The sequence below is a fragment of the Paraburkholderia strydomiana genome (genome assembly GCF_031456815.1).
Lineage (GTDB): Bacteria > Pseudomonadota > Gammaproteobacteria > Burkholderiales > Burkholderiaceae > Paraburkholderia > Paraburkholderia caledonica.
In genome coordinates, this window is the sequence record NZ_JAVDVL010000012.1 from 18,819 (window position 1) to 35,556 (window position 16,738).

Sequence of the window (16,738 nt, forward strand, 5' to 3'; positions counted from 1 at the left end):
GCGTGCCTATCTGCTTTCGAGGCGCCGCTGTGCTGTCGCCGTCAGTCGTTCGAGCGGAAGCGTGCTGGCCGCGAGCGCGGCAACGTCGGGATAGTGTTCGCGGGTGATGTCGGTCAACACCTGGCCGGGCGGCGCCTCTATCGCGACGCGCATGCCCATTTCCTGCATGACGGTGAGCGCGTCGAACCATCGCACGGTGTAGCGCATGTTGGTCGCAAGGTCTTCGCGAATCGCGTCAGCCGTGTATAAGGGGCGCCCGCCGCGATTGCCGATGTAGATGCTTTGCGGCGCGTTGAAGTGCAGGGTACGCGCGTAGGCCGACAGTTCGTTGCTTGCGTTCGCGAGCAATTCGCAATGTGAAGGCACGCTGACCGCAAGGCGCGTTGCCTTGCGTGCCCCCGCGGCCAACGCGCGGGCGAGGAAGCTGTCCAACGCGGCGTTCGCACCCGCCATGACGATCTGCCGCGGCGCGTTCACATTGCCGATGTAGACGGGCGGCTCGCCTGCGTCGGCATGCTGGGCGGCGAGCGTTGCGAGCTGGTGCTCCGTCAGCCCCGACACTGCCGCGAGACCGTAGCCCGATGGGTACGCGGCCTCCATCAGTTCGGCGCGACGGCGAACCATCGTCAATGCGTCGTGAAAGGCGAGCGCGCCGCAGCTCACCGCGGCCGGATATGCGCCCACCGACAACCCGGCGCTCATCTCGGGCGTCAGCCCTTCATCGGCCAGCGCGCGGGCGAGGGCCACCCCTGCCACGGTCAGACCACACTGCACGGCAACGGTCGAGCGCAATGCGTCGGGTGTGTCGAGTGAGAGAACGTCGATGCCGAGTACGTTAGAAGCCTCGTCGAGCGCCGAATGCACGGCGGGATGTGGCGGCAGGCGATGCAGGAAGCCGTCGGTCTGCGCACCCTGGCCCGGCAAGATCAGCGCGAGCATCAGACGTCAGTCGGCTGAACGGCGGCCCACGGATCGGCAAGCAGTTGCGGACCGCTTGCGTGGCGCGCCATCACGCGTGCTTTGCCCGCGGCCCACTCGGCGAGTGCGACACCGCCTGCGGGCGTTTCCAGCTGCGCGTCGATGCGAATGCCGGTTTGTCGCGAGAGCGCGTCGAACCGGTCCCGCAAGTCTGCGGCGCAATCGCGAGAGAGTCGTTCGGGTGTCCGAATCAAAAGATCCAGGTCGCTCGATTCCGACACCGTGTTTCTCCGCGTTGCCAGTTCGAAACCCGCGCTTCCGGTGGGGCCCCACACGAGTCGATTCAATGCGCTGGCCGAGTCCCGCTGCAACGCGGCGAGCGCGACAAAGGCGGGCAATGCGGCGCGCCCCGCGAGCGGCTCGTTCCGCGCGAGCGCTTCGGGCGCGGTTGCTTCGACGATCTCCGCCGATGCCACCCACGTGCCGTACCGCTGCGAGCGCTGTGCGCCGCGCACGCCGACTGCAACGACGCCCAGCGCGGTGAGCGCACGCCGCACGACGGCATACGGCGCGCGCTCGAAAGCGTCGCGGACCCATGCCGGTTCGCCTTCGAACGTAGCGAGACGCCGTAAGTGCAGCAGGTCGTGCGGCCGCCAACGTGTATCAGACGACCCGGCGCATGGCCCAGCGGACTGCGCGGCGAAGGGCGGCGCGGCACAGACACGCATCACACGGCATCCCATTGTTCAGCGAGCCGCCGCCGCACTTCGATAGACGCCGCGCGGTTCTTCTGCGCAGCCGCCGATTCCAGCCGCCGTGACAGATTGCGGCTGCCCGTGCGTGCGCTGCTGATCTGTTCGCACAACACCTGCTGCACGCGCCTGATTTGCGCGGCGTCAGGTGCATCCGCGTCGATGCCTTCTATCAGCTGATCGAGCAGTCCGAGCTTCGCAAACGAGGCCATCGAGTACGACATCGGCACAATGGTTTCGCCGAGTGCGTCGAGTGCTTCGACCGTGCGTCGGGTGACGCGCGCGGCGGCTTCCTTGCCCATCGCATGGACCATCGTGCCGGGTGCATCGAGCGCGACGATGCGATTGGCCTGGTAGCCATGTGCGAGGAACGCGCCCGACATCGCCGGTCCGACGATCAGCGCGATAACCGGATGTCCCGCATCGCGAGCCGATGCATATGCGTCGACTGCAGCGGCGCACGCGAGGTGAATGCCGAGCATTTCCTCGCGATAGCCATACGCCTGGCTTTTCACATCGACGATTGCGACGATAGGGCGGCGCGTGCTGCTCGCCGCATCGGCCGCGATCGTTTCGCGGACCGCTCGTGCAAGTTGCCAGCCTTGTTCGAGGCCGACCACATTGTCGGTCGCGCGCGGAAAGCGGTTGGCGGGATCGGGCACGACGGTGATGAAGCGCGCGGTCTCGTCGCCGAGCGGCGCATCGCCGCTCCATACCGGCGCCGCGCTGTGGGAATCGCCGGCGAGCGCGTGGAACCAGCGCGCGCCGCGGCTCAGTTGGGTGTCGCTCATGCTTGCTCCTTGCGCGGCTGATTGTCGTTTTGCTTCGTCGAATAAACCTCGCGCATGCTTTCCGGCGTCACGCTGGCCGGGTCGATCCGCGCAAGCCGTTGCAAGAACACATCGACCTGTTCGCTCCGGTGCGCAGCCGGCACGCCGAGCGCGAACGCGGAACGCACGGCGGCGCGCACGGCCTCGGCGTCGTCGTCGACGAGGCTATCGGCGAGCGCCGTCGCCGCGCGCTGTTCTCCGCCGATCAGTTGCCACACGCGGCGCCGGTCGCTTGCATCCAGCTCTTCGATGCCGGCTTCCTGTTCGATCACCTCGGGCCCGTTCATACCGAGGCGGCCCTGTTTCGTCACGACGAGGTGCGAACACAGCGCAGCCGCGAGCGACATGCCGCCGAAGCAGCCGACCATGCCCGCGATCACGCCGACCACCGGCACATGACGGCGCAGCGCAACGATCGCCGCCTGCATTTCGGCGATCACGGCGAGGCCCAGGTTGGCTTCCTGAAGGCGCACGCCGCCGGTTTCGAACAGCACGACCGGCCGCACGATCTTGCCGCGCTCGCAATCGCGCAGCGCCAGTTCGAGCGCGGCGGCGATCTTGCTGCCCGACACTTCGCCGATGCTGCCGCCCTGGAACGCCGATTCGATCGCGGCGATCACAGCGGGCTCGCCGTCGATCGTGCCGCGCGCGATCACGCAGCCGTCGTCCGCCTGGCAAACCACGCCTTGCAGCGGCAGCCAGGGCGACTCGATCCTGTCGAATGGGCCGAGCAATTCGCGGAAGGTGCCCGGATCGAGCAGCGAGCGGGCGCGCTCGCGAGCGGGCAGTTCGATGAAGCTGTCGCGCAGCAGCGGCGCGGTATGCGTGCTGGCAACCGTGCTCATGCGTCGTCTCCCTGTTCGGCGGCCTCGACGGCTTCGGCGAGTCGCAACGCCACGACACCGGGCGTCGCACCGAAGTCGTTGATTTCGATTTGCGCGGCGCCGTCGTAGCGAGTGAAGAAGCGGTCGAGCACGCTCTTCCAGATGTGACTGTAGCCGTCCACGCTCGTGCGCACGACGACATGCGCGGTCAGCGCGTTGGCGTTATCGGCGGGGGCGAGCAGCACTTCCAGATCGCCCGAGCCGACCACGCCGACATGCGCGCGGGTCGTGACGGCGCGTTGCGCCGGATAGTCGAAGGTCAGATGTTCCATGTGGCTCAGCTCCCGCTGGCGTCGTGATGCGCCAGCATGTCGAGAAAGAGGGTGGCGGCGAGCAGGTCGGCTGCGCCGCCGGGCGATGCGTTGAGCGACAGCAGTTGCTGTTCGAGTGCGGCGAGCGCGATCTGGCCTTCGCGGGTCGAGCTGCCACCGGCTTGCAGCACGCGCTGCGCACCGCGCTGTCCGGCATGCAAGCCGTCGAGACCGGCGCGATGCAGCAGGCAGGTGTCGTCGAGCGAAGCCATGATCGAGAGCAGGGCGTCGACGCGCGCGGCGTCTTCGGCGATGCCGCGCTCGCGCGCCGCGATCAACGCGGGCAAGCCCGTGCCGATCACATGCGGAAAGCCTTCTTGCGCTTCGCGACGTGCGCCGCCGACCTGATAGCGCTGGCGCACGCGCTCTCCGTGACTGTCGGTGGCAGCGGCAAAGCGGTCGGGGAAGCAGGCGATCTGCGCCGCGCGTTGGCAGATGTTCGATGCGTCGAGGCGGCCCGCGGTCTGCTGCAAAGACGCGCCCGCGACCAGCAGCCCGACAATCCAGATTGCGCCGCGATGCGCGTTGCTGCCGCCCGTCGCGCGCAGCATGTCCTGCTCGCCCGCGCGGCCGATCTGCGCGAGTTCAGTGCGCAACAGCGCCGACGGTTCGCCGCGGCGGCGCGCCGTACGCGCTAGCGCGTCAAACGTCGGTTCGAGCGCTTGCGCCGAGCGGCGCATGATCGCAAGGTCCAAGTCGCGATGCGCGCCGCTGCCGCGCCGATCGACGAGCGCGGGCTTCGGCGTGAGCTCGGCCTCGTCGATTAACGCTGTCACGGCGTAATGGGCGAGTTCCGCGTCGGTGAGCAGGTTCTGGCAAGACTTGCTGACGCGAGCGGCCGGCAACTGCGCGGGCCCGACTTGCACGGCCTGCGCGGCTTGTGCGGACGACCGCTCATCGCGCTCGAACAAGACAGCAGCGGCTCTCATCACCAGCTCCTGAAGCGAGCCGGCGGCGCATACAAACCGCCCGACCACGTGACCAGATCGTCGATGCTGCGTGCCGCCAGCAGCGAGCGCTTCGCTTCACCGCGACGAATGCCGAGATCTTCCGGATACGCGACGATGCCGCGCCGGCGCAGTTCGGCGGTTTTTTCAGGCTTCGCACGCAAGCCGATCGGCGTCACGCCGGCCACGGCGGCGATCGCGGCGCGCCGTTCGTCGATGCCTTCGGCCTTGTGCAAATGCGCGATGCCTTCCTCGGTGACGACATGGCTCACGTCGTCGCCATAGATCATGACCGGCGCGATCGGCATGCCGTTTTTCGCGCCCACGGCGACGGCATCCAGTTCGTCGACGAAGGTCGGCTCGCCGCCTTTCTTGTATGTCTCCGCGAGTTGTACGACGAGTTTCTGACCGCGCGACACAGGCCCCTGATCCTTCAGAAGCTTGAGCCACGCTTCGCTCGAGTGACGGCGGCCGCGCGGATCGTGGCCCATGTTCGGCGCTCCGCCGAAGCCGGCGAGACGTCCACGCGTCACCGTGGATGAATTGGCGTCCGCGTCGATCTGCAACGTCGAGCCGATGAAGAGATCGACGCCGTATTGCCCGGCCAGTTGGCACAGCACGCGGTTCGAGCGCAGCGTGCCATCGTTGCCGGTGAAGAACACGTCCGGACGCGCCTCGATATACGACTCCATGCCGACTTCGCTGCCGAAGCAATGGATGCTCTCGACCCAGCCCGATTCGATCGCGGGGATCATCGTGGGATGCGGATTGAGCGTCCAGTTGCGGCAGATCTTGCCCTTCAGGCCGAGCGACTCGCCGTAGGTGGGAAGCAGCAACTCGATCGCCGCGGTGTCGAAGCCAATGCCGTGGTTCAGAGAACTCACGCCGTACGGTTCGTAGATGCCGCGTATCACCATCATCGCGGTCAGCACCTGCAGGTCGCCGATATGGCGTGGATCGCGCGTAAAAAGCGGCTCGACAGCGAACGGCCGGTCCGCCTGCACGACCACGTCGACCCACGAGCCAGGAATATCGACACGCGGCAGTTCATCGACGATCTCGTTGACCTGCACGATCACGATGCCGTGACGAAACGCGGCGGCCTCCGCGATGGTCGGTGTGTCTTCGGTGTTCGGGCCCGTGTAGAGATTGCCGTGACGGTCCGCCTTTTCTGCGCAAAGCAGCGCGACGTGCGGCGTCAGGTCCACGAACATGCGCGCGTAAAGTTCGACGTACGTGTAGATCGCGCCGATTTCCAGTTGCCCGTCTTCGAGCAGTTGCGCGACGCGCAAGCTCTGCGGCCCGGCAAACGAGAAATCCACTTTATGCGCGATGCCGCGTTCGAACAGCGCCAGATGCTCGGGGCGGCTGATGCTCGATATGAGCAGATGCACGTCGTGAAGCTTCTGCGGATCGACCTTCGCCAGCGAGCGCGACAGAAAATCCGCCTGCTTCTGGTTGTCGCCCTCGAGCGCGACCCGGTCGCCTGGCTGGATCAGCGTTTCGAGAGCATCGACGATGCGGTTGGGCGGCAGGACGCCGTCTTCGAGCCATGGCGCGATAACGGCGAGGCGGCGGTTCTTTTCGTCGCGGCGCGTGGTCCATGAACGTGCGGCGGATGACGCTTCGGCGGATGGGTTCATCGGCTCAATCAGCTCCCGGTGGTGATGCGCGGGGGTCTGCCGCGCGGCTTGGGCCGGTTCGCGAGCGCGGCTTCCGCCTGCGCGCGTTCGGTCAGGAAACGGTGAAGCAGATCGCCCGTGCCGAGCAGATGCGCAACGACGAGCGCTTGCGCGCCCAGCACGTCGCGCCGTTGCACGGCGTCGAGCAATTCGCTGTGTTCATTGTCGGATTCGCCCTTGTAAGAAGGCAAACCGAATTTCAGGCGCAGATACCGTTCGCCCCGCCGATGCAGCACGCGGATCAGGTCTTCGAGCTGAGGACGCGCGGCCGGCGAATACAGGCTCATGTGGAATTCGGCATTGCGCGCCACGTATAGCGACGGGTCCGGCTCGCGCTCCGCCGCGCGGCACAGCACCGCGCATTCGCGCAACGTGGCCGCCGTGTGTCTGGGTATTGCCAGCCCGATCGCAAGGCTCTCCAACGCGGAGCGAATCTCGTAGATCTCACGCGCTTCGTCTGCGGACAAGGGCGCGACAGTGGCACCCTTGTGCACCGCGACCTTCGCCCAGCCTTCGGTCTCGAGCAGGCGCAAGGCCTCCCGCACCGGGATCGCGCTGACCGAAAAGTGCCGGGCGAGCGCGTCCTGGCGCAGCGGCGCACCGGGCGCCAGCGTGCCGTCGATAATCGCCTCGCGCAGCGCCTCGGCGATTACGCGGGACGTGCTCTCCCGTGGCGCGGCTGCCGGAAGAAGCGGGGCGCGTACGGGGGCATCCAGGGGAAAACCATCTGTTGCGTCGTTCATAGTTCAAATATTATATACAAAATGACGCTAATTAAACGCGGGCAAACCCGGAATTTCTCTCCGGGCCCCGCAGGGTGATGCGGGCTTGCACGGCAACCATGGCTTCACGACAGCTCGTGTCCGGTCGTTTCCCTTTCATATGCAGGTAACAGCAGGCAGGAGGAGCACGATGAGTTCACTCACCGACCGCACGTCGGCCGCACGGCGCCGCACGCCGTTAAATCGCTCGCAGATTGCGGGTTTTTGGGGCGCTTGGGCCGGCTGGACGCTCGACGGCATGGACTCGTTCATCTACGCGCTCGTGCTCACGCCGGCGCTAACCGAGCTATTGCCGCGCTCCGGCTACGCGGCGACGCCCGCCAACATCGGGCTGGCCGGTTCTATTCTGTTTGCGCTGTTCCTGGTCGGCTGGGGCATGTCCTTCATATGGGGACCGCTCGCCGATCGCTTTGGACGAACCAAGGTGCTGGCCGGCACGATCTTCACATTCGCGATTTTCACGGGCCTTGCCGCGACTTCTCACAACGTGTGGGAGTTGGGCATCTATCGCTTCATTGCGGGCGTCGGCATCGGCGGGGAATGGGCGCTCGCCGGCACCTACGTGGCGGAAGCGTGGCCGGAGGATCGTCGCAAGATGGGCGCGGGCTATCTGCAAACGGGGTATTACGCGGGCTTCTTCCTGGCCGCGGCGCTGAATTACACAATTGGCGTGCACTTCGGCTGGCGTGCAATGTTCCTGACGGGAGCCGTGCCGGTCGTCGTCGCGATTCTGATTTTGTTGCGCGTGAAGGAATCCGAGAAGTGGCAGAAGGCCGAGGCGCACGCCGAACGCGCGAAACCGCTGCGCGAGATCCTGGGACCGGCCTACCGGCGGCGCACATGGGTCGCGTGCATTCTGTTGACCATTGCCATTATCGGTTTGTGGGCGGGAGCCGTATATGAGCCGTCGGCCGTCATCCAGCTTGCGTCCAAGGCGGGCATGGCGAAGAACGATGCAATCAGAATGGCGTCGCTCGCAACGGGCTTGCTGTCCATCGGTACGATTCTCGGATGCCTCGCACTGCCGCCGCTCGCGGAACGCTTCGGCCGCCGCAAGACGCTGGCGTTCTACTTCGCGGGAATGGCGGTGGCGATCACCGGCAGTTTCGGCTGGGCCTTCTATTTGCCGAACGGGCTCGCGCCGTTCATCGCCTGGTTGTTCGTGCTGGGTTTCTTCGGCGGCAACTTTGCGCTGTTCAGCTTGTGGCTGCCCGAGCAGTTCGAAACGCGCGTGCGTGCGACGGCGTTTGCGTTCTGTACGTCGTTCGGACGGTTTGTTGGCGCGGGCGTGAACTTTCTGCTTGGCGCGGCGGTTCTTCACATGCACACGCTCGGGGTGCCGGTGGCCCTGACGGCGCTCGTGTTCGTCGCCGGTCTGTTTGTCATTCCGTTCGCGCCGGAGACGAAGGGTGAAGTGCTGCCGCAGTAAATCTGACGGGCTTCGCAACGCGGTGCCGGCTGTTTGCCGGCACTTATTTATCGCCAAGCCTGCACGTGCGACTCACTCTGCATGACCCCGCGCGCGCCGGTGCGGGAGCAGCAACGATACAAGCGGCCAGCCGAGATTCACGCCGAGACTCGCGATCACGATGAGCGCCATACCCGCGAGTTGCGGCAGCGAAAGCGCGCGGCCGTACACGATCGCATCGACGGCAATCGCGGTGAGCGGATAGACGAACAGCAGCACCGCGATGATCGGCGTGGTGAGCTTGGGCAACGCGCCGTAGATCAGCACATATGAGAGCCCCGTGTGCAGCACCCCCATGCCGACGATCCAGAACCACTGCATTGCCCCGATGTGCACGGCGTCAAAGGGGGCAATAAGCGGCGCGATGATCGGCAGGAACACCACACCCACCGCGCATTGTGCGAGTGTCAGCAGGTGCGGGCGCAAGTCGCCGAGTCCCTTGGCGATCAACGTGACGCTCGCATAGAGCACCGAGCCGGCCAACGCTTCGCCGATGCCGATCAGATAGCTCGTATGGCCTTGCAGATTTTCGGTGGCCGCGACACCCGACGCGAGCACGAGTCCGACAAAGGCGGTCGCGATCCAGCCAAGCCGATCCGCGCCCAGCCGTTCGTTGAAAAGCGCGGCGCCGATCAGCACGACCCAGAACGGCTGTACGTGGAACACCACGGTCGCGACCGCGATGCTGGTGCGATGGATCGCATCGAAGAAACCGACCCATTGCGTGACCATCAGCACGCCGGAGATCAGCGCGAGTACAACCGTTCGCCGTGTGAAATGTGCGCGCGTGAAGAAGCCCTTCCATGCGCAGTACGCGGCCAGCGAGAGGAATCCGAACAGGCAACGAAAAAATACCAGGGTCAGCGCACCGAGCCGCGCTTCCTCGACAAAGACGCCGAGCGTGCCCATCAGCAGCCCTCCGCCGGCCAACGTGATGGCCCCCTGTTGACGTTGGGTGAGGGTCATGCCGATCGTCTCCGTGAAGTGATGCAGCCAAGTATTGCGCCGGTTGCGCGGCAATCACAAACGAATTAAATTGAGAAATTCCATAAGCGGGATTGATAAATCATGCACCCCGAATTCGACGCCGATCTGCTGCGCACTTTCGTCGCGGTCGTGGATACGGGCAGTTTCACGAAAGCGTCGGCAACCGTTCACCGCTCGCAGGCCGCGGTCAGCATGCAGATCAAGCGTCTCGAAGCCATGCTCGGCACCACGCTGTTCGCGCGCAACACGCGCAACCTGTCGCTCACGCGGCCCGGCAATACGCTGCTCGAATATGCGAGGCGCGTGCTGGCATTGCACGAGGAAGCGTGGTCGGCGATCGTTCGGCCCGAAGTTACCGGACGCGTGGTGCTCGGCGCGCCGGACGATTACGTGTCGTCGCTGTTGTCGCCGGTCTTGCGGCGATTTTCGAATCTCTACCCGCACGTGGAGATCGAAATCGTCTGCGCGCAGAGCACTTCGCTTGCGCCGATGCTGGCCGACAACAAGATCGATCTCGCCTTTGTCACGCGCGACCGCAAATTGCGCGGCGAATTCATTCGCAGTGAGCCGATGGTGTGGGTAGGGGCTAGTGTCGATACGCCGGTACTGGCGGCGTCGCCGTTGCCCGTCGGGCTGTACGAGCCCGGCTGCGTGGCGCGCCAGCACACGCTGGCCGCGCTCGACGGCGCGCGGATTCGCTATCGCGCGGCATTCAGCAGCGCGAGCCTGATGGGCCTCGTCGCAACGGTGGACGCGGGTTTGTCGGTGGTGGCGCTCACGCGTTGCAGTGTGCCGCCGCGCCTCGCTGTTCTCGGCGAAGCACAAGGCTTGCCGAAGATAGAGCCGCTGGAAATCGTGGTCGCGCGCAGCGCGAAGTCAGATCGGCCGACCTGCGATTATCTGGCCGCGCAGATGGTTCAGGATCTGTCGTTACGCACCCAGCCGCGCGGGTCGGCGGCCGCGCAGTGAACAGGTGCAGCCGACTTCACGCGTCCGGTCGCAGCGGGTGCATATCAGAACGCGATGTTGGTGCGCAGGCCGACGACGAACGTGTTGCGTAGCGGCTTCGTCGGATCGTTCGGATTCTGACCGGCGCCCGCGTTGAAGGTGTATTGCGCGTCGGCCTGAAGCATCCACCACGGGGCGATCTGGTACTGGTAGGTCGCTTCGAGCGCGGTTTCACTCGTTCGAACACCGTACGGGCCGCCGCTGAATGCCAGGTTATCCTGATCGATTCCGTGTGCGTGGTTGCCGATCTTGATGTACGTGAGCGCCAGACCCGCGCTGTCATTGTCGCGGCCGGCGAACGGCGCTTTGAGCACGACGCCAAGGTTGGCCGCGACGCTCACCAGATTGCGGTCACCCGGTGCGCCCATCACGCGAGCAAACACGCCGAGGCTGCGCGCTTCACCCGGGTTGGGCCGCCAGATCATCTGATCGGCCACCGCATAGAAGCTGTAGTCGCCGCGATGGTTCGCCGCGACGCCCGTTGACGCGGGACTTGCGAGCGACACACCGTTGCTGTCGTAGCGTTGATCTGCGAAGTGGCCGTTGTTGTACCAGACACCGATCTTGTAGGTACCCGGCAGTCCGCCTCCAGCAGTGCTCGCCGCCGGCGGCGTGTCGCTGTCCGCCGGCTGGTTGATCGCATACTGCAACTCGCCGATGAACAGCGTGCCGTTATGCAGGTTGAAATTTGTCCCGCTGCGGTTGTTCGGATTGTTGCCGAGCGGATCGCCGTCGAACACACCGGCGAGCGCCGTCAATGAAGGCGTGATCTGTCCGCGCACGCGCACGCCGAGCGCCGACAGCGGATACGCCGGCCCGCCCGACGGCATGTCGTAAGTGGGCAGCGCGGGCCAGCCGAACATCGTGTTGATGAAAAGCGCGGAGTACGTGCTGGAGATGAACTCCTGGTCGATACTTTGCTGACCGACCTTCACGTCGATCCGTTTGTTCAGGAACGACTGCTGATACCACAGCTCCCACAGGCGCGTGCTGTTTTCGGCTTCAATGCCGCTTGCCGTATTCAGCGTGCCGAGTTTGTCACCGCTGAAGTTGCCGCCGTGAATCTGCAATGCGCTCACGTTGAACTGGCCGCCCGGCAACCCGAACGCCTTGTCGGTATCCAGTTGGACAGTCGCGGTAGTCACGCCGTCGTACGCGGCGCCGCGCGCGAGGCCGCCGCGCAGGTTGCCAAGCAGTTCGCTGGTTTCAGTAAGCGCGAAGCTCACGCCATATTTGCCGAGCCACGGGCGCAAGCCGCCCATGTCGCCGAACATCTGGTCGCGGCTCCAGAAGCCGCTCTCGCTGGCCGCGGCTTTGCCCGTATCCGCGCCTGCTGCTCCGTTTGCTTCGCTTGCATCATGCGCGGCATCGGCATTTGCGGCTGCGTTCGCATCGCCTTGCGCCATTGCCGCACCCGAAGTGCAAGCCCAAGCGAATGCCGTGCACCACGCGATGCGGCGAATCGAACGCGTGCGGCTGCGCCCGGCCGCCTTGCTGCCAGATGACAGAAACTCGAAGCGGACAGGCAAGGATGCAACGGGGCGAATGGATCGGGCGAGCTTCATCAAAATGCCTTTAATGTTGTTATCGACTGCTTTCGTGCGCCGCGGCGTTAAACAGCTATTTAACCGGACGCAGGCCGGCATCGGTTCGCGCAAACCGGACAATGGGCGTGATCGTACCGAGGCATGTACCGGTGCGTCAACGAGAGGCAAACGACTCGCGTCAACATACCGGGGACTCACGCGTCGAAAATTTGTGCGAACGCGTATCGGTGCGGCTTGTCGAACCGCACGAGTTTCCGCAGTCTCTTACAAGGAGTTACATATGAAGCGTGTCCTTCTGATTTCGTTGCTGGCGAGCGCCGGTCTTTTCGCAAGCGGCGTTTCGAACGCACAGTTGAATCTGAAGCAGTTCGGCATTGGTGGCGGGGACACATCCGCGGATGCTGGCGCGGCATCGTCTGGCGGCATATCGCAGTTGTTGCAAACGTACGTGGGTGCGAATCAGCAGGTGCTGAGCGGGCAGTCGTCGCTTGCGTCCGCAATGGGTCTGTCGAGCGCGGCCGGGCAGGCACAGCAGGCCGCGGGCTTGCTGAGCGGCGGTACGCCGTCGGTCAGCCAGTTGACGCAAGTGGGCAGCACGCAGCAGTCGCTGTCGCAAACATTGACGCAGGCATTTGCCAGCCGAGTGGGTGGAACGGGCAACGCAACGCAAACGCCGGTGAACAAGCAGGCGTTCACCGATGGCCTGGCGTCGCTCGGTAAAGGCGTCAGTCAGTATTCGAGCTTGCAGTCGGGCCTCGGCAGCATCGGACAGATGAATCCTGCTTCGCTGTTGCAGGCCGGCATGAATCCGCAGACCGCGCAAAGCGCGTCGTATATCGCGCAATCGGCACCGGGGCAGTTGCAGTCGCTGATGTCGACGCTCAGTTCCGCGGTACAGTTCGCAACGAGCAACGGTATCAGCGTGCCGTCGATCGCGAAGTCGGCGCTCGGAGGCGGACAGTAGCGCAACTAGAACCAGACGGACGACGCCTATGTCACACACACTCGATCTCGACAACTACTTCGAGCGCATCGGTTATACGGGCCCGCGTGCGCCGACGCTCGAAGTGCTGAAGGCAATTCACCGGTTGCATCCGCGAGCCATTCCGTTCGAAAACCTGAATCCGCTCACGCGTCGCGCAGTGAAGCTGGATCTGGAATCCGTCGAAAGAAAACTCGTCGACGATCGCCGGGGCGGCTACTGCTTCGAGCAGAACGCGCTGCTCGCGAACGTACTGGTCGAATTGGGCTTTCAGGTCACGCCGTTGATTGGGCGAGTGCTGTGGGGCCGGGAGCCCGACGCGGTTCCACCTCGTACGCACATGGTGCTGCGAATCGATGTGGATAACGAAGCATGGATCGCGGACGTGGGTTTCGGCAGCGTTACGCTGACATCGCCGGTGCGATTGACGCCGGGTCTTGCGCAACGCACGGACCTGGGCATCTTCCGTCTCGCCGACGCTTCCCACGACGCGCTGTATCTCGAAGTGCAGGCGCGCGATCAAACGTGGTCGCGCGTCTATCGCTTCGATTTGCATCCGGTCGAGTGGATCGATTACGAAACGTCGAACTGGTACACGTCGACGTCGCCGGAAGCGATCTTCGCCAACGATCTCATCGTGTGCCGCGTGTTGGACGACACGCGCCTCGCGCTGTTGAACGATCAACTGAACGAGCGCGCGGCGGACGGCAGTATCGTCCGCGAGCAGCGCCTCGCAAGCGCTGACGAACTCGCGGCCTGTCTGCACGATCGCTTCGGTCTGAAGACCGGTGACATCGACCTGGCGGAAACATTTGACCGCGTGCGCACGCGGGCCGATTCCGAGTAATTCCTCGCCCGCACCGTCGGTCCTTTCGTCGGGCCGACGTGTCCCCGCAGCGCACCCTCGCGTTGCATTCGTCGAACCTGTCTAGACAAAGTGCACCATGCCGACGCATCCGTTGCGGCGCGGCAGGGGTGCGCCTTTGTCGCTAATGCCCTCGGAAAGCCCCGATCCACCGCGCCTTATAGGGGCTTACCCGATGATCGGGCAATTTTTCCAAGAATCTGCTTGCGACGGCTTTTTGACTCATGCAGACTTGTCTATACAAATTCAGCGGCGCTCAGAACGCTGGTCCGCATTCCGGTTCGACGGTTTCCTCAATCAAAGGAGTTTCGACGTGAAAGTGAAACGCACCACGGCAGCAAAAGCATTGATCGGCGCCGTGCTCGGCGCCGCGGCGATTTTGGGCGCACCGGCGCAGGCGAAGGAATGGAAGACGGTGACGATCGCGCTCGAGGGCGGCTATGCACCGTGGAACCTGACCTTGCCCGGCGGCAAGCTCGGCGGTTTCGAACCTGAACTGGTTGCCAACCTCTGCGAGCGCATCAAGCTGCAATGCAACCTGGTCGCGCAAGACTGGGACGGCATGATCCCGGGTCTGCAGGCCGGCAAGTTCGACGTGTTGATGGATGCGATCTCGATCACGCCGGAGCGCGAAAAGATCATCGCGTTTTCGAAGCCGTATGCGGCCACGCCCGCCACGTTCGCGGTGGCCGACGCCAAGGTGCTGCCCAAGGCCGCAGCGGACGCGGGCGTCGTCAAGCTCACGGGCGATCCGAAGTCCGATCAGCCGACCGTCGACGCGCTGCGCAAGCAGTTGAAGGGTAAGACGATTGGCATCCAGTCCGGCACTGTCTATACCAAGTTCATCAACGACGGTTTCAAAGACATCGCCACGATCCGCGTCTACAAGACGTCGCCCGAGCGCGATCTCGATCTGGCGAACGGGCGTATCGACGCGTCGTTCGACGACGTGACGTACTACGCCGCGAACATCGACAAGAAGGAAACCGCATCGATCGTAATGGCCGGCCCTAAGATCGGCGGTCCGATCTGGGGTCCGGGTGAAGGCCTCGCGTTCCGCAAGCAGGACGCCGACCTGAAAGCGAAATTCGACACCGCGATCAGCGCGGCGCTCGCCGACGGCACCGTCAAAAAGCTGTCCGCGAAATGGTTCAAGACCGACGTCACGCCCTGATTCACGAGGCGTTGCACGAATGCTGCATGCGTGGGCGCGAGCTTGCGCGTGCAGCTGTTTCATCGTCCGTCAAGACGGGAGGTAGGCAATGGCTCTGATACAGATGCTCGGCTTCGGGCCGGAAGGTTGGGGCGGCGTGCTGCTGCTCGCGGCGTTGATGACTGTCGCGCTCACGCTCGCAGCGCTCGCGGTCGGGGCCGTATTCGGCGCCCTGGTCGCTGCGGCCAAGCTGTCGCGTCTGCGCACACTGCGCGTGATCGGCGACATCTACACCACGGTGTTTCGCGGCGTGCCCGAACTGCTCGTCATCTACCTGTTCTACTTCGGCGGCTCGACGCTCGTGACGACCGTGGGCCAATGGTTCGGCGCCGAAGGCTTCGTCGGCGTGCCGCCGTTCGTAATCGGCGCGCTCGCTGTCGGCATGATTTCCGGCGCGTATCAGGCGGAGGTGTATCGCTCGGCGGTGCTCGCGGTATCGCGCGGCGAGCTCGAAGCGGCGCGCTCCATCGGCATGCCTACCCTCACCATGGCGCGCCGCATCCTGATTCCGCAAGTGCTGCGTTTCGCCTTGCCCGGCATCGGCAACGTATGGCAACTGAGCCTGAAAGATTCCGCGCTGATCTCGGTCACGGGTCTCGCCGAACTGCTGCGCACGAGTCAGGTGGCGGCGGGCTCCACGCATCAATACTTCACGTTCTTCGTGGTCGGCGGCGCGCTGTATCTGCTGATGACCAGCATCTCGAACCGGGTCTTCAACCACGCCGAGGCACGCGTGGGCCGGTCCTTCAAGCGCAACTTCGCGCGCAACTGACGGCGACGGCATCATGAACTTCGACTTCGATTTTCTGCTCGACACGGTGAAGCAACTGCTCGCCGCCGTGCCGACCACACTCGGCCTGTTCTTCTGTTCGCTCGTTCTCGGGGGACTGCTGTCGCTCGTGATCGTCACGATGCGCGTGTCGCCGCACTGGCTGCCAAACCGGTTCGCGCGCGCTTATATCCTTGTGTTCCGCGGCTCGCCGCTCCTGATCCAGATGTTCCTCGTGTACTACGGCATGGGTCAGTTCGGCGTGATTCGCGAGAGCTTCATGTGGCCGGTGCTGCGCGAGCCCTATATGTGCGCTGTTTTATCGCTCGCGCTCTGTACCGCCGGTTATACGGCCGAGATCATTCGCGGCGGCCTGATGGCCGTGCCGGTCGGTCAGATCGAGGCGGGTTACTCGATCGGTCTGTCGGGCTTCGGGCTGCTGCGCCGCGTGATCGGCCCGATTGCACTGCGCCAGTGTCTGCCCGCTTATTCGACAGAAGCCGTGCTGCTCGTCAAATCCACCGCGCTTGCGAGTCTCGTGACCGTGTGGGAAGTGACCGGTGTTGCGCAGCAGATCATTCAGCAAACGTATCGCACGACGGAAGTGTTTATCTGCGCCGCGCTGATCTATCTGTTCCTGAACTTCATTATCGTGCGCGCACTCGGCATGCTTGAAACGCGACTGTCGCGGCATCTGCGTGCGGCGCCCAGGCAGACCGCGCCGAGCCGCCCGGTGTCCGCCACTACCGAAGCACGCCGCGCCGCGCCCTGAGCGCCCGGCCATTCCGGATGA

The 16,738-nt window shown here is 64.6% G+C and carries 17 protein-coding genes; 7 read left to right on the plus strand and 10 right to left on the minus strand.

The window, feature by feature from the left end; translation table 11 throughout:
• Nucleotides 1-6 precede the first annotated feature (6 nt).
• From mdcH to J2W46_RS26665, 8 genes are read right to left on the minus strand one after another with little or no spacing between them, the layout of a single operon-like run.
• On the minus strand, nt 7-939 hold the full coding sequence (gene mdcH, locus J2W46_RS26630; protein WP_310357703.1) for a malonate decarboxylase subunit epsilon: 933 nt from the start codon (nt 937-939) through the stop codon (nt 7-9).
• Complete coding sequence (locus J2W46_RS26635) at nt 939-1,646, minus strand: malonate decarboxylase holo-ACP synthase (RefSeq protein ID WP_310357706.1); 708 nt, start codon at nt 1,644-1,646, stop codon at nt 939-941. The genes mdcH and J2W46_RS26635 overlap by 1 nt, the downstream gene beginning before the upstream one ends.
• The gene (mdcE, locus tag J2W46_RS26640) at nt 1,646-2,461 is read right to left on the minus strand and encodes a biotin-independent malonate decarboxylase subunit gamma (RefSeq protein ID WP_310357709.1); all 816 of its coding nucleotides are present in this window, start codon (nt 2,459-2,461) and stop codon (nt 1,646-1,648) included. Before mdcE ends, J2W46_RS26635 begins: the two co-directional genes overlap by 1 nt.
• A complete protein-coding gene (locus tag J2W46_RS26645) occupies nt 2,458-3,345 on the minus strand; it encodes a biotin-independent malonate decarboxylase subunit beta (protein WP_310357712.1) in 888 nt (295 codons plus the stop codon). Before J2W46_RS26645 ends, mdcE begins: the two co-directional genes overlap by 4 nt.
• Complete coding sequence (locus tag J2W46_RS26650; RefSeq protein WP_027780258.1) at nt 3,342-3,656, minus strand: malonate decarboxylase subunit delta; 315 nt, start codon at nt 3,654-3,656, stop codon at nt 3,342-3,344. Before J2W46_RS26650 ends, J2W46_RS26645 begins: the two co-directional genes overlap by 4 nt.
• A gap of 5 nt (nt 3,657-3,661) precedes the next feature.
• A complete protein-coding gene (locus J2W46_RS26655; RefSeq protein ID WP_310357714.1) occupies nt 3,662-4,624 on the minus strand; it encodes a triphosphoribosyl-dephospho-CoA synthase in 963 nt (320 codons plus the stop codon).
• Complete coding sequence (gene mdcA, locus J2W46_RS26660; RefSeq protein WP_310071554.1) at nt 4,624-6,285, minus strand: malonate decarboxylase subunit alpha; 1,662 nt, start codon at nt 6,283-6,285, stop codon at nt 4,624-4,626. The genes J2W46_RS26655 and mdcA overlap by 1 nt, the downstream gene beginning before the upstream one ends.
• 8 nt (nt 6,286-6,293) lie before the next feature.
• On the minus strand, nt 6,294-7,067 hold the full coding sequence (locus tag J2W46_RS26665) for a GntR family transcriptional regulator (RefSeq protein ID WP_310357716.1): 774 nt from the start codon (nt 7,065-7,067) through the stop codon (nt 6,294-6,296).
• A gap of 169 nt (nt 7,068-7,236) precedes the next feature.
• Between J2W46_RS26665 and J2W46_RS26670 the strand changes: the two genes are divergently transcribed.
• The gene (locus J2W46_RS26670; RefSeq protein ID WP_027780254.1) at nt 7,237-8,535 is read left to right on the plus strand and encodes an MFS transporter; all 1,299 of its coding nucleotides are present in this window, start codon (nt 7,237-7,239) and stop codon (nt 8,533-8,535) included.
• A 72-nt stretch (nt 8,536-8,607) separates the two neighbouring features.
• Here the strand turns inward: J2W46_RS26670 and J2W46_RS26675 are convergent, their stop codons facing one another.
• The gene (locus J2W46_RS26675; RefSeq protein WP_310357719.1) at nt 8,608-9,540 is read right to left on the minus strand and encodes a DMT family transporter; all 933 of its coding nucleotides are present in this window, start codon (nt 9,538-9,540) and stop codon (nt 8,608-8,610) included.
• 102 nt (nt 9,541-9,642) lie between these two features.
• On the opposite strand from J2W46_RS26675, the gene J2W46_RS26680 reads away from it, so the two are divergent.
• A complete protein-coding gene (locus J2W46_RS26680) occupies nt 9,643-10,530 on the plus strand; it encodes a LysR substrate-binding domain-containing protein (RefSeq protein ID WP_310357720.1) in 888 nt (295 codons plus the stop codon).
• Nucleotides 10,531-10,574: 44 nt separating this feature from the next.
• Here the strand turns inward: J2W46_RS26680 and J2W46_RS26685 are convergent, their stop codons facing one another.
• Complete coding sequence (locus J2W46_RS26685) at nt 10,575-12,134, minus strand: carbohydrate porin (protein ID WP_310357722.1); 1,560 nt, start codon at nt 12,132-12,134, stop codon at nt 10,575-10,577.
• A 262-nt stretch (nt 12,135-12,396) separates the two neighbouring features.
• Here J2W46_RS26685 and J2W46_RS26690 point away from each other — a divergent pair, with 262 nt between their 5' ends.
• The 5 genes from J2W46_RS26690 to J2W46_RS26710 all read left to right on the plus strand — a co-directional run bounded on the left by J2W46_RS26690 (nt 12,397) and on the right by J2W46_RS26710 (nt 16,717).
• Nucleotides 12,397-13,080, plus strand: coding sequence for a hypothetical protein (locus J2W46_RS26690; protein WP_020070304.1), 684 nt, complete (start codon nt 12,397-12,399; stop codon nt 13,078-13,080).
• Nucleotides 13,081-13,108: 28 nt separating this feature from the next.
• Nucleotides 13,109-13,945: an arylamine N-acetyltransferase family protein gene (locus tag J2W46_RS26695; protein WP_310357723.1), complete on the plus strand. Its 837-nt coding sequence runs from the start codon at nt 13,109-13,111 to the stop codon at nt 13,943-13,945.
• A gap of 331 nt (nt 13,946-14,276) precedes the next feature.
• Entirely contained in the window at nt 14,277-15,137 is an 861-nt protein-coding gene (locus tag J2W46_RS26700; protein WP_020070306.1) for a transporter substrate-binding domain-containing protein, read from the plus strand.
• A gap of 88 nt (nt 15,138-15,225) precedes the next feature.
• Nucleotides 15,226-15,948: an ABC transporter permease gene (locus J2W46_RS26705; protein ID WP_027780247.1), complete on the plus strand. Its 723-nt coding sequence runs from the start codon at nt 15,226-15,228 to the stop codon at nt 15,946-15,948.
• Between the two features lie 13 nt (nt 15,949-15,961).
• Nucleotides 15,962-16,717 carry an ABC transporter permease gene (locus J2W46_RS26710; RefSeq protein ID WP_020070308.1) on the plus strand — a complete coding sequence of 252 codons (756 nt, stop codon included), beginning with the start codon at nt 15,962-15,964 and terminating at the stop codon, nt 16,715-16,717.
• Nucleotides 16,718-16,738 lie beyond the last annotated feature (21 nt).

What these genes read in the sequence shown, in the direction of transcription:
- mdcH (WP_310357703.1), bottom strand. Translation starts at nt 939, where the DNA reads ATGCTCGCGCTGATCTTGCCGGGCCAGGGTGCGCAGACCGACGGCTTC.
- J2W46_RS26635 (WP_310357706.1), bottom strand. Translation starts at nt 1,646, where the DNA reads ATGCGTGTCTGTGCCGCGCCGCCCTTCGCCGCGCAGTCCGCTGGGCCA.
- mdcE (WP_310357709.1), bottom strand. Translation starts at nt 2,461, where the DNA reads ATGAGCGACACCCAACTGAGCCGCGGCGCGCGCTGGTTCCACGCGCTC.
- J2W46_RS26645 (WP_310357712.1), bottom strand. Translation starts at nt 3,345, where the DNA reads ATGAGCACGGTTGCCAGCACGCATACCGCGCCGCTGCTGCGCGACAGC.
- J2W46_RS26650 (WP_027780258.1), bottom strand. Translation starts at nt 3,656, where the DNA reads ATGGAACATCTGACCTTCGACTATCCGGCGCAACGCGCCGTCACGACC.
- J2W46_RS26655 (WP_310357714.1), bottom strand. Translation starts at nt 4,624, where the DNA reads ATGAGAGCCGCTGCTGTCTTGTTCGAGCGCGATGAGCGGTCGTCCGCA.
- mdcA (WP_310071554.1), bottom strand. Translation starts at nt 6,285, where the DNA reads ATGAACCCATCCGCCGAAGCGTCATCCGCCGCACGTTCATGGACCACG.
- J2W46_RS26665 (WP_310357716.1), bottom strand. Translation starts at nt 7,067, where the DNA reads ATGAACGACGCAACAGATGGTTTTCCCCTGGATGCCCCCGTACGCGCC.
- J2W46_RS26670 (WP_027780254.1), top strand. Translation starts at nt 7,237, where the DNA reads ATGAGTTCACTCACCGACCGCACGTCGGCCGCACGGCGCCGCACGCCG.
- J2W46_RS26675 (WP_310357719.1), bottom strand. Translation starts at nt 9,540, where the DNA reads ATGACCCTCACCCAACGTCAACAGGGGGCCATCACGTTGGCCGGCGGA.
- J2W46_RS26680 (WP_310357720.1), top strand. Translation starts at nt 9,643, where the DNA reads ATGCACCCCGAATTCGACGCCGATCTGCTGCGCACTTTCGTCGCGGTC.
- J2W46_RS26685 (WP_310357722.1), bottom strand. Translation starts at nt 12,134, where the DNA reads ATGAAGCTCGCCCGATCCATTCGCCCCGTTGCATCCTTGCCTGTCCGC.
- J2W46_RS26690 (WP_020070304.1), top strand. Translation starts at nt 12,397, where the DNA reads ATGAAGCGTGTCCTTCTGATTTCGTTGCTGGCGAGCGCCGGTCTTTTC.
- J2W46_RS26695 (WP_310357723.1), top strand. Translation starts at nt 13,109, where the DNA reads ATGTCACACACACTCGATCTCGACAACTACTTCGAGCGCATCGGTTAT.
- J2W46_RS26705 (WP_027780247.1), top strand. Translation starts at nt 15,226, where the DNA reads ATGGCTCTGATACAGATGCTCGGCTTCGGGCCGGAAGGTTGGGGCGGC.
- J2W46_RS26710 (WP_020070308.1), top strand. Translation starts at nt 15,962, where the DNA reads ATGAACTTCGACTTCGATTTTCTGCTCGACACGGTGAAGCAACTGCTC.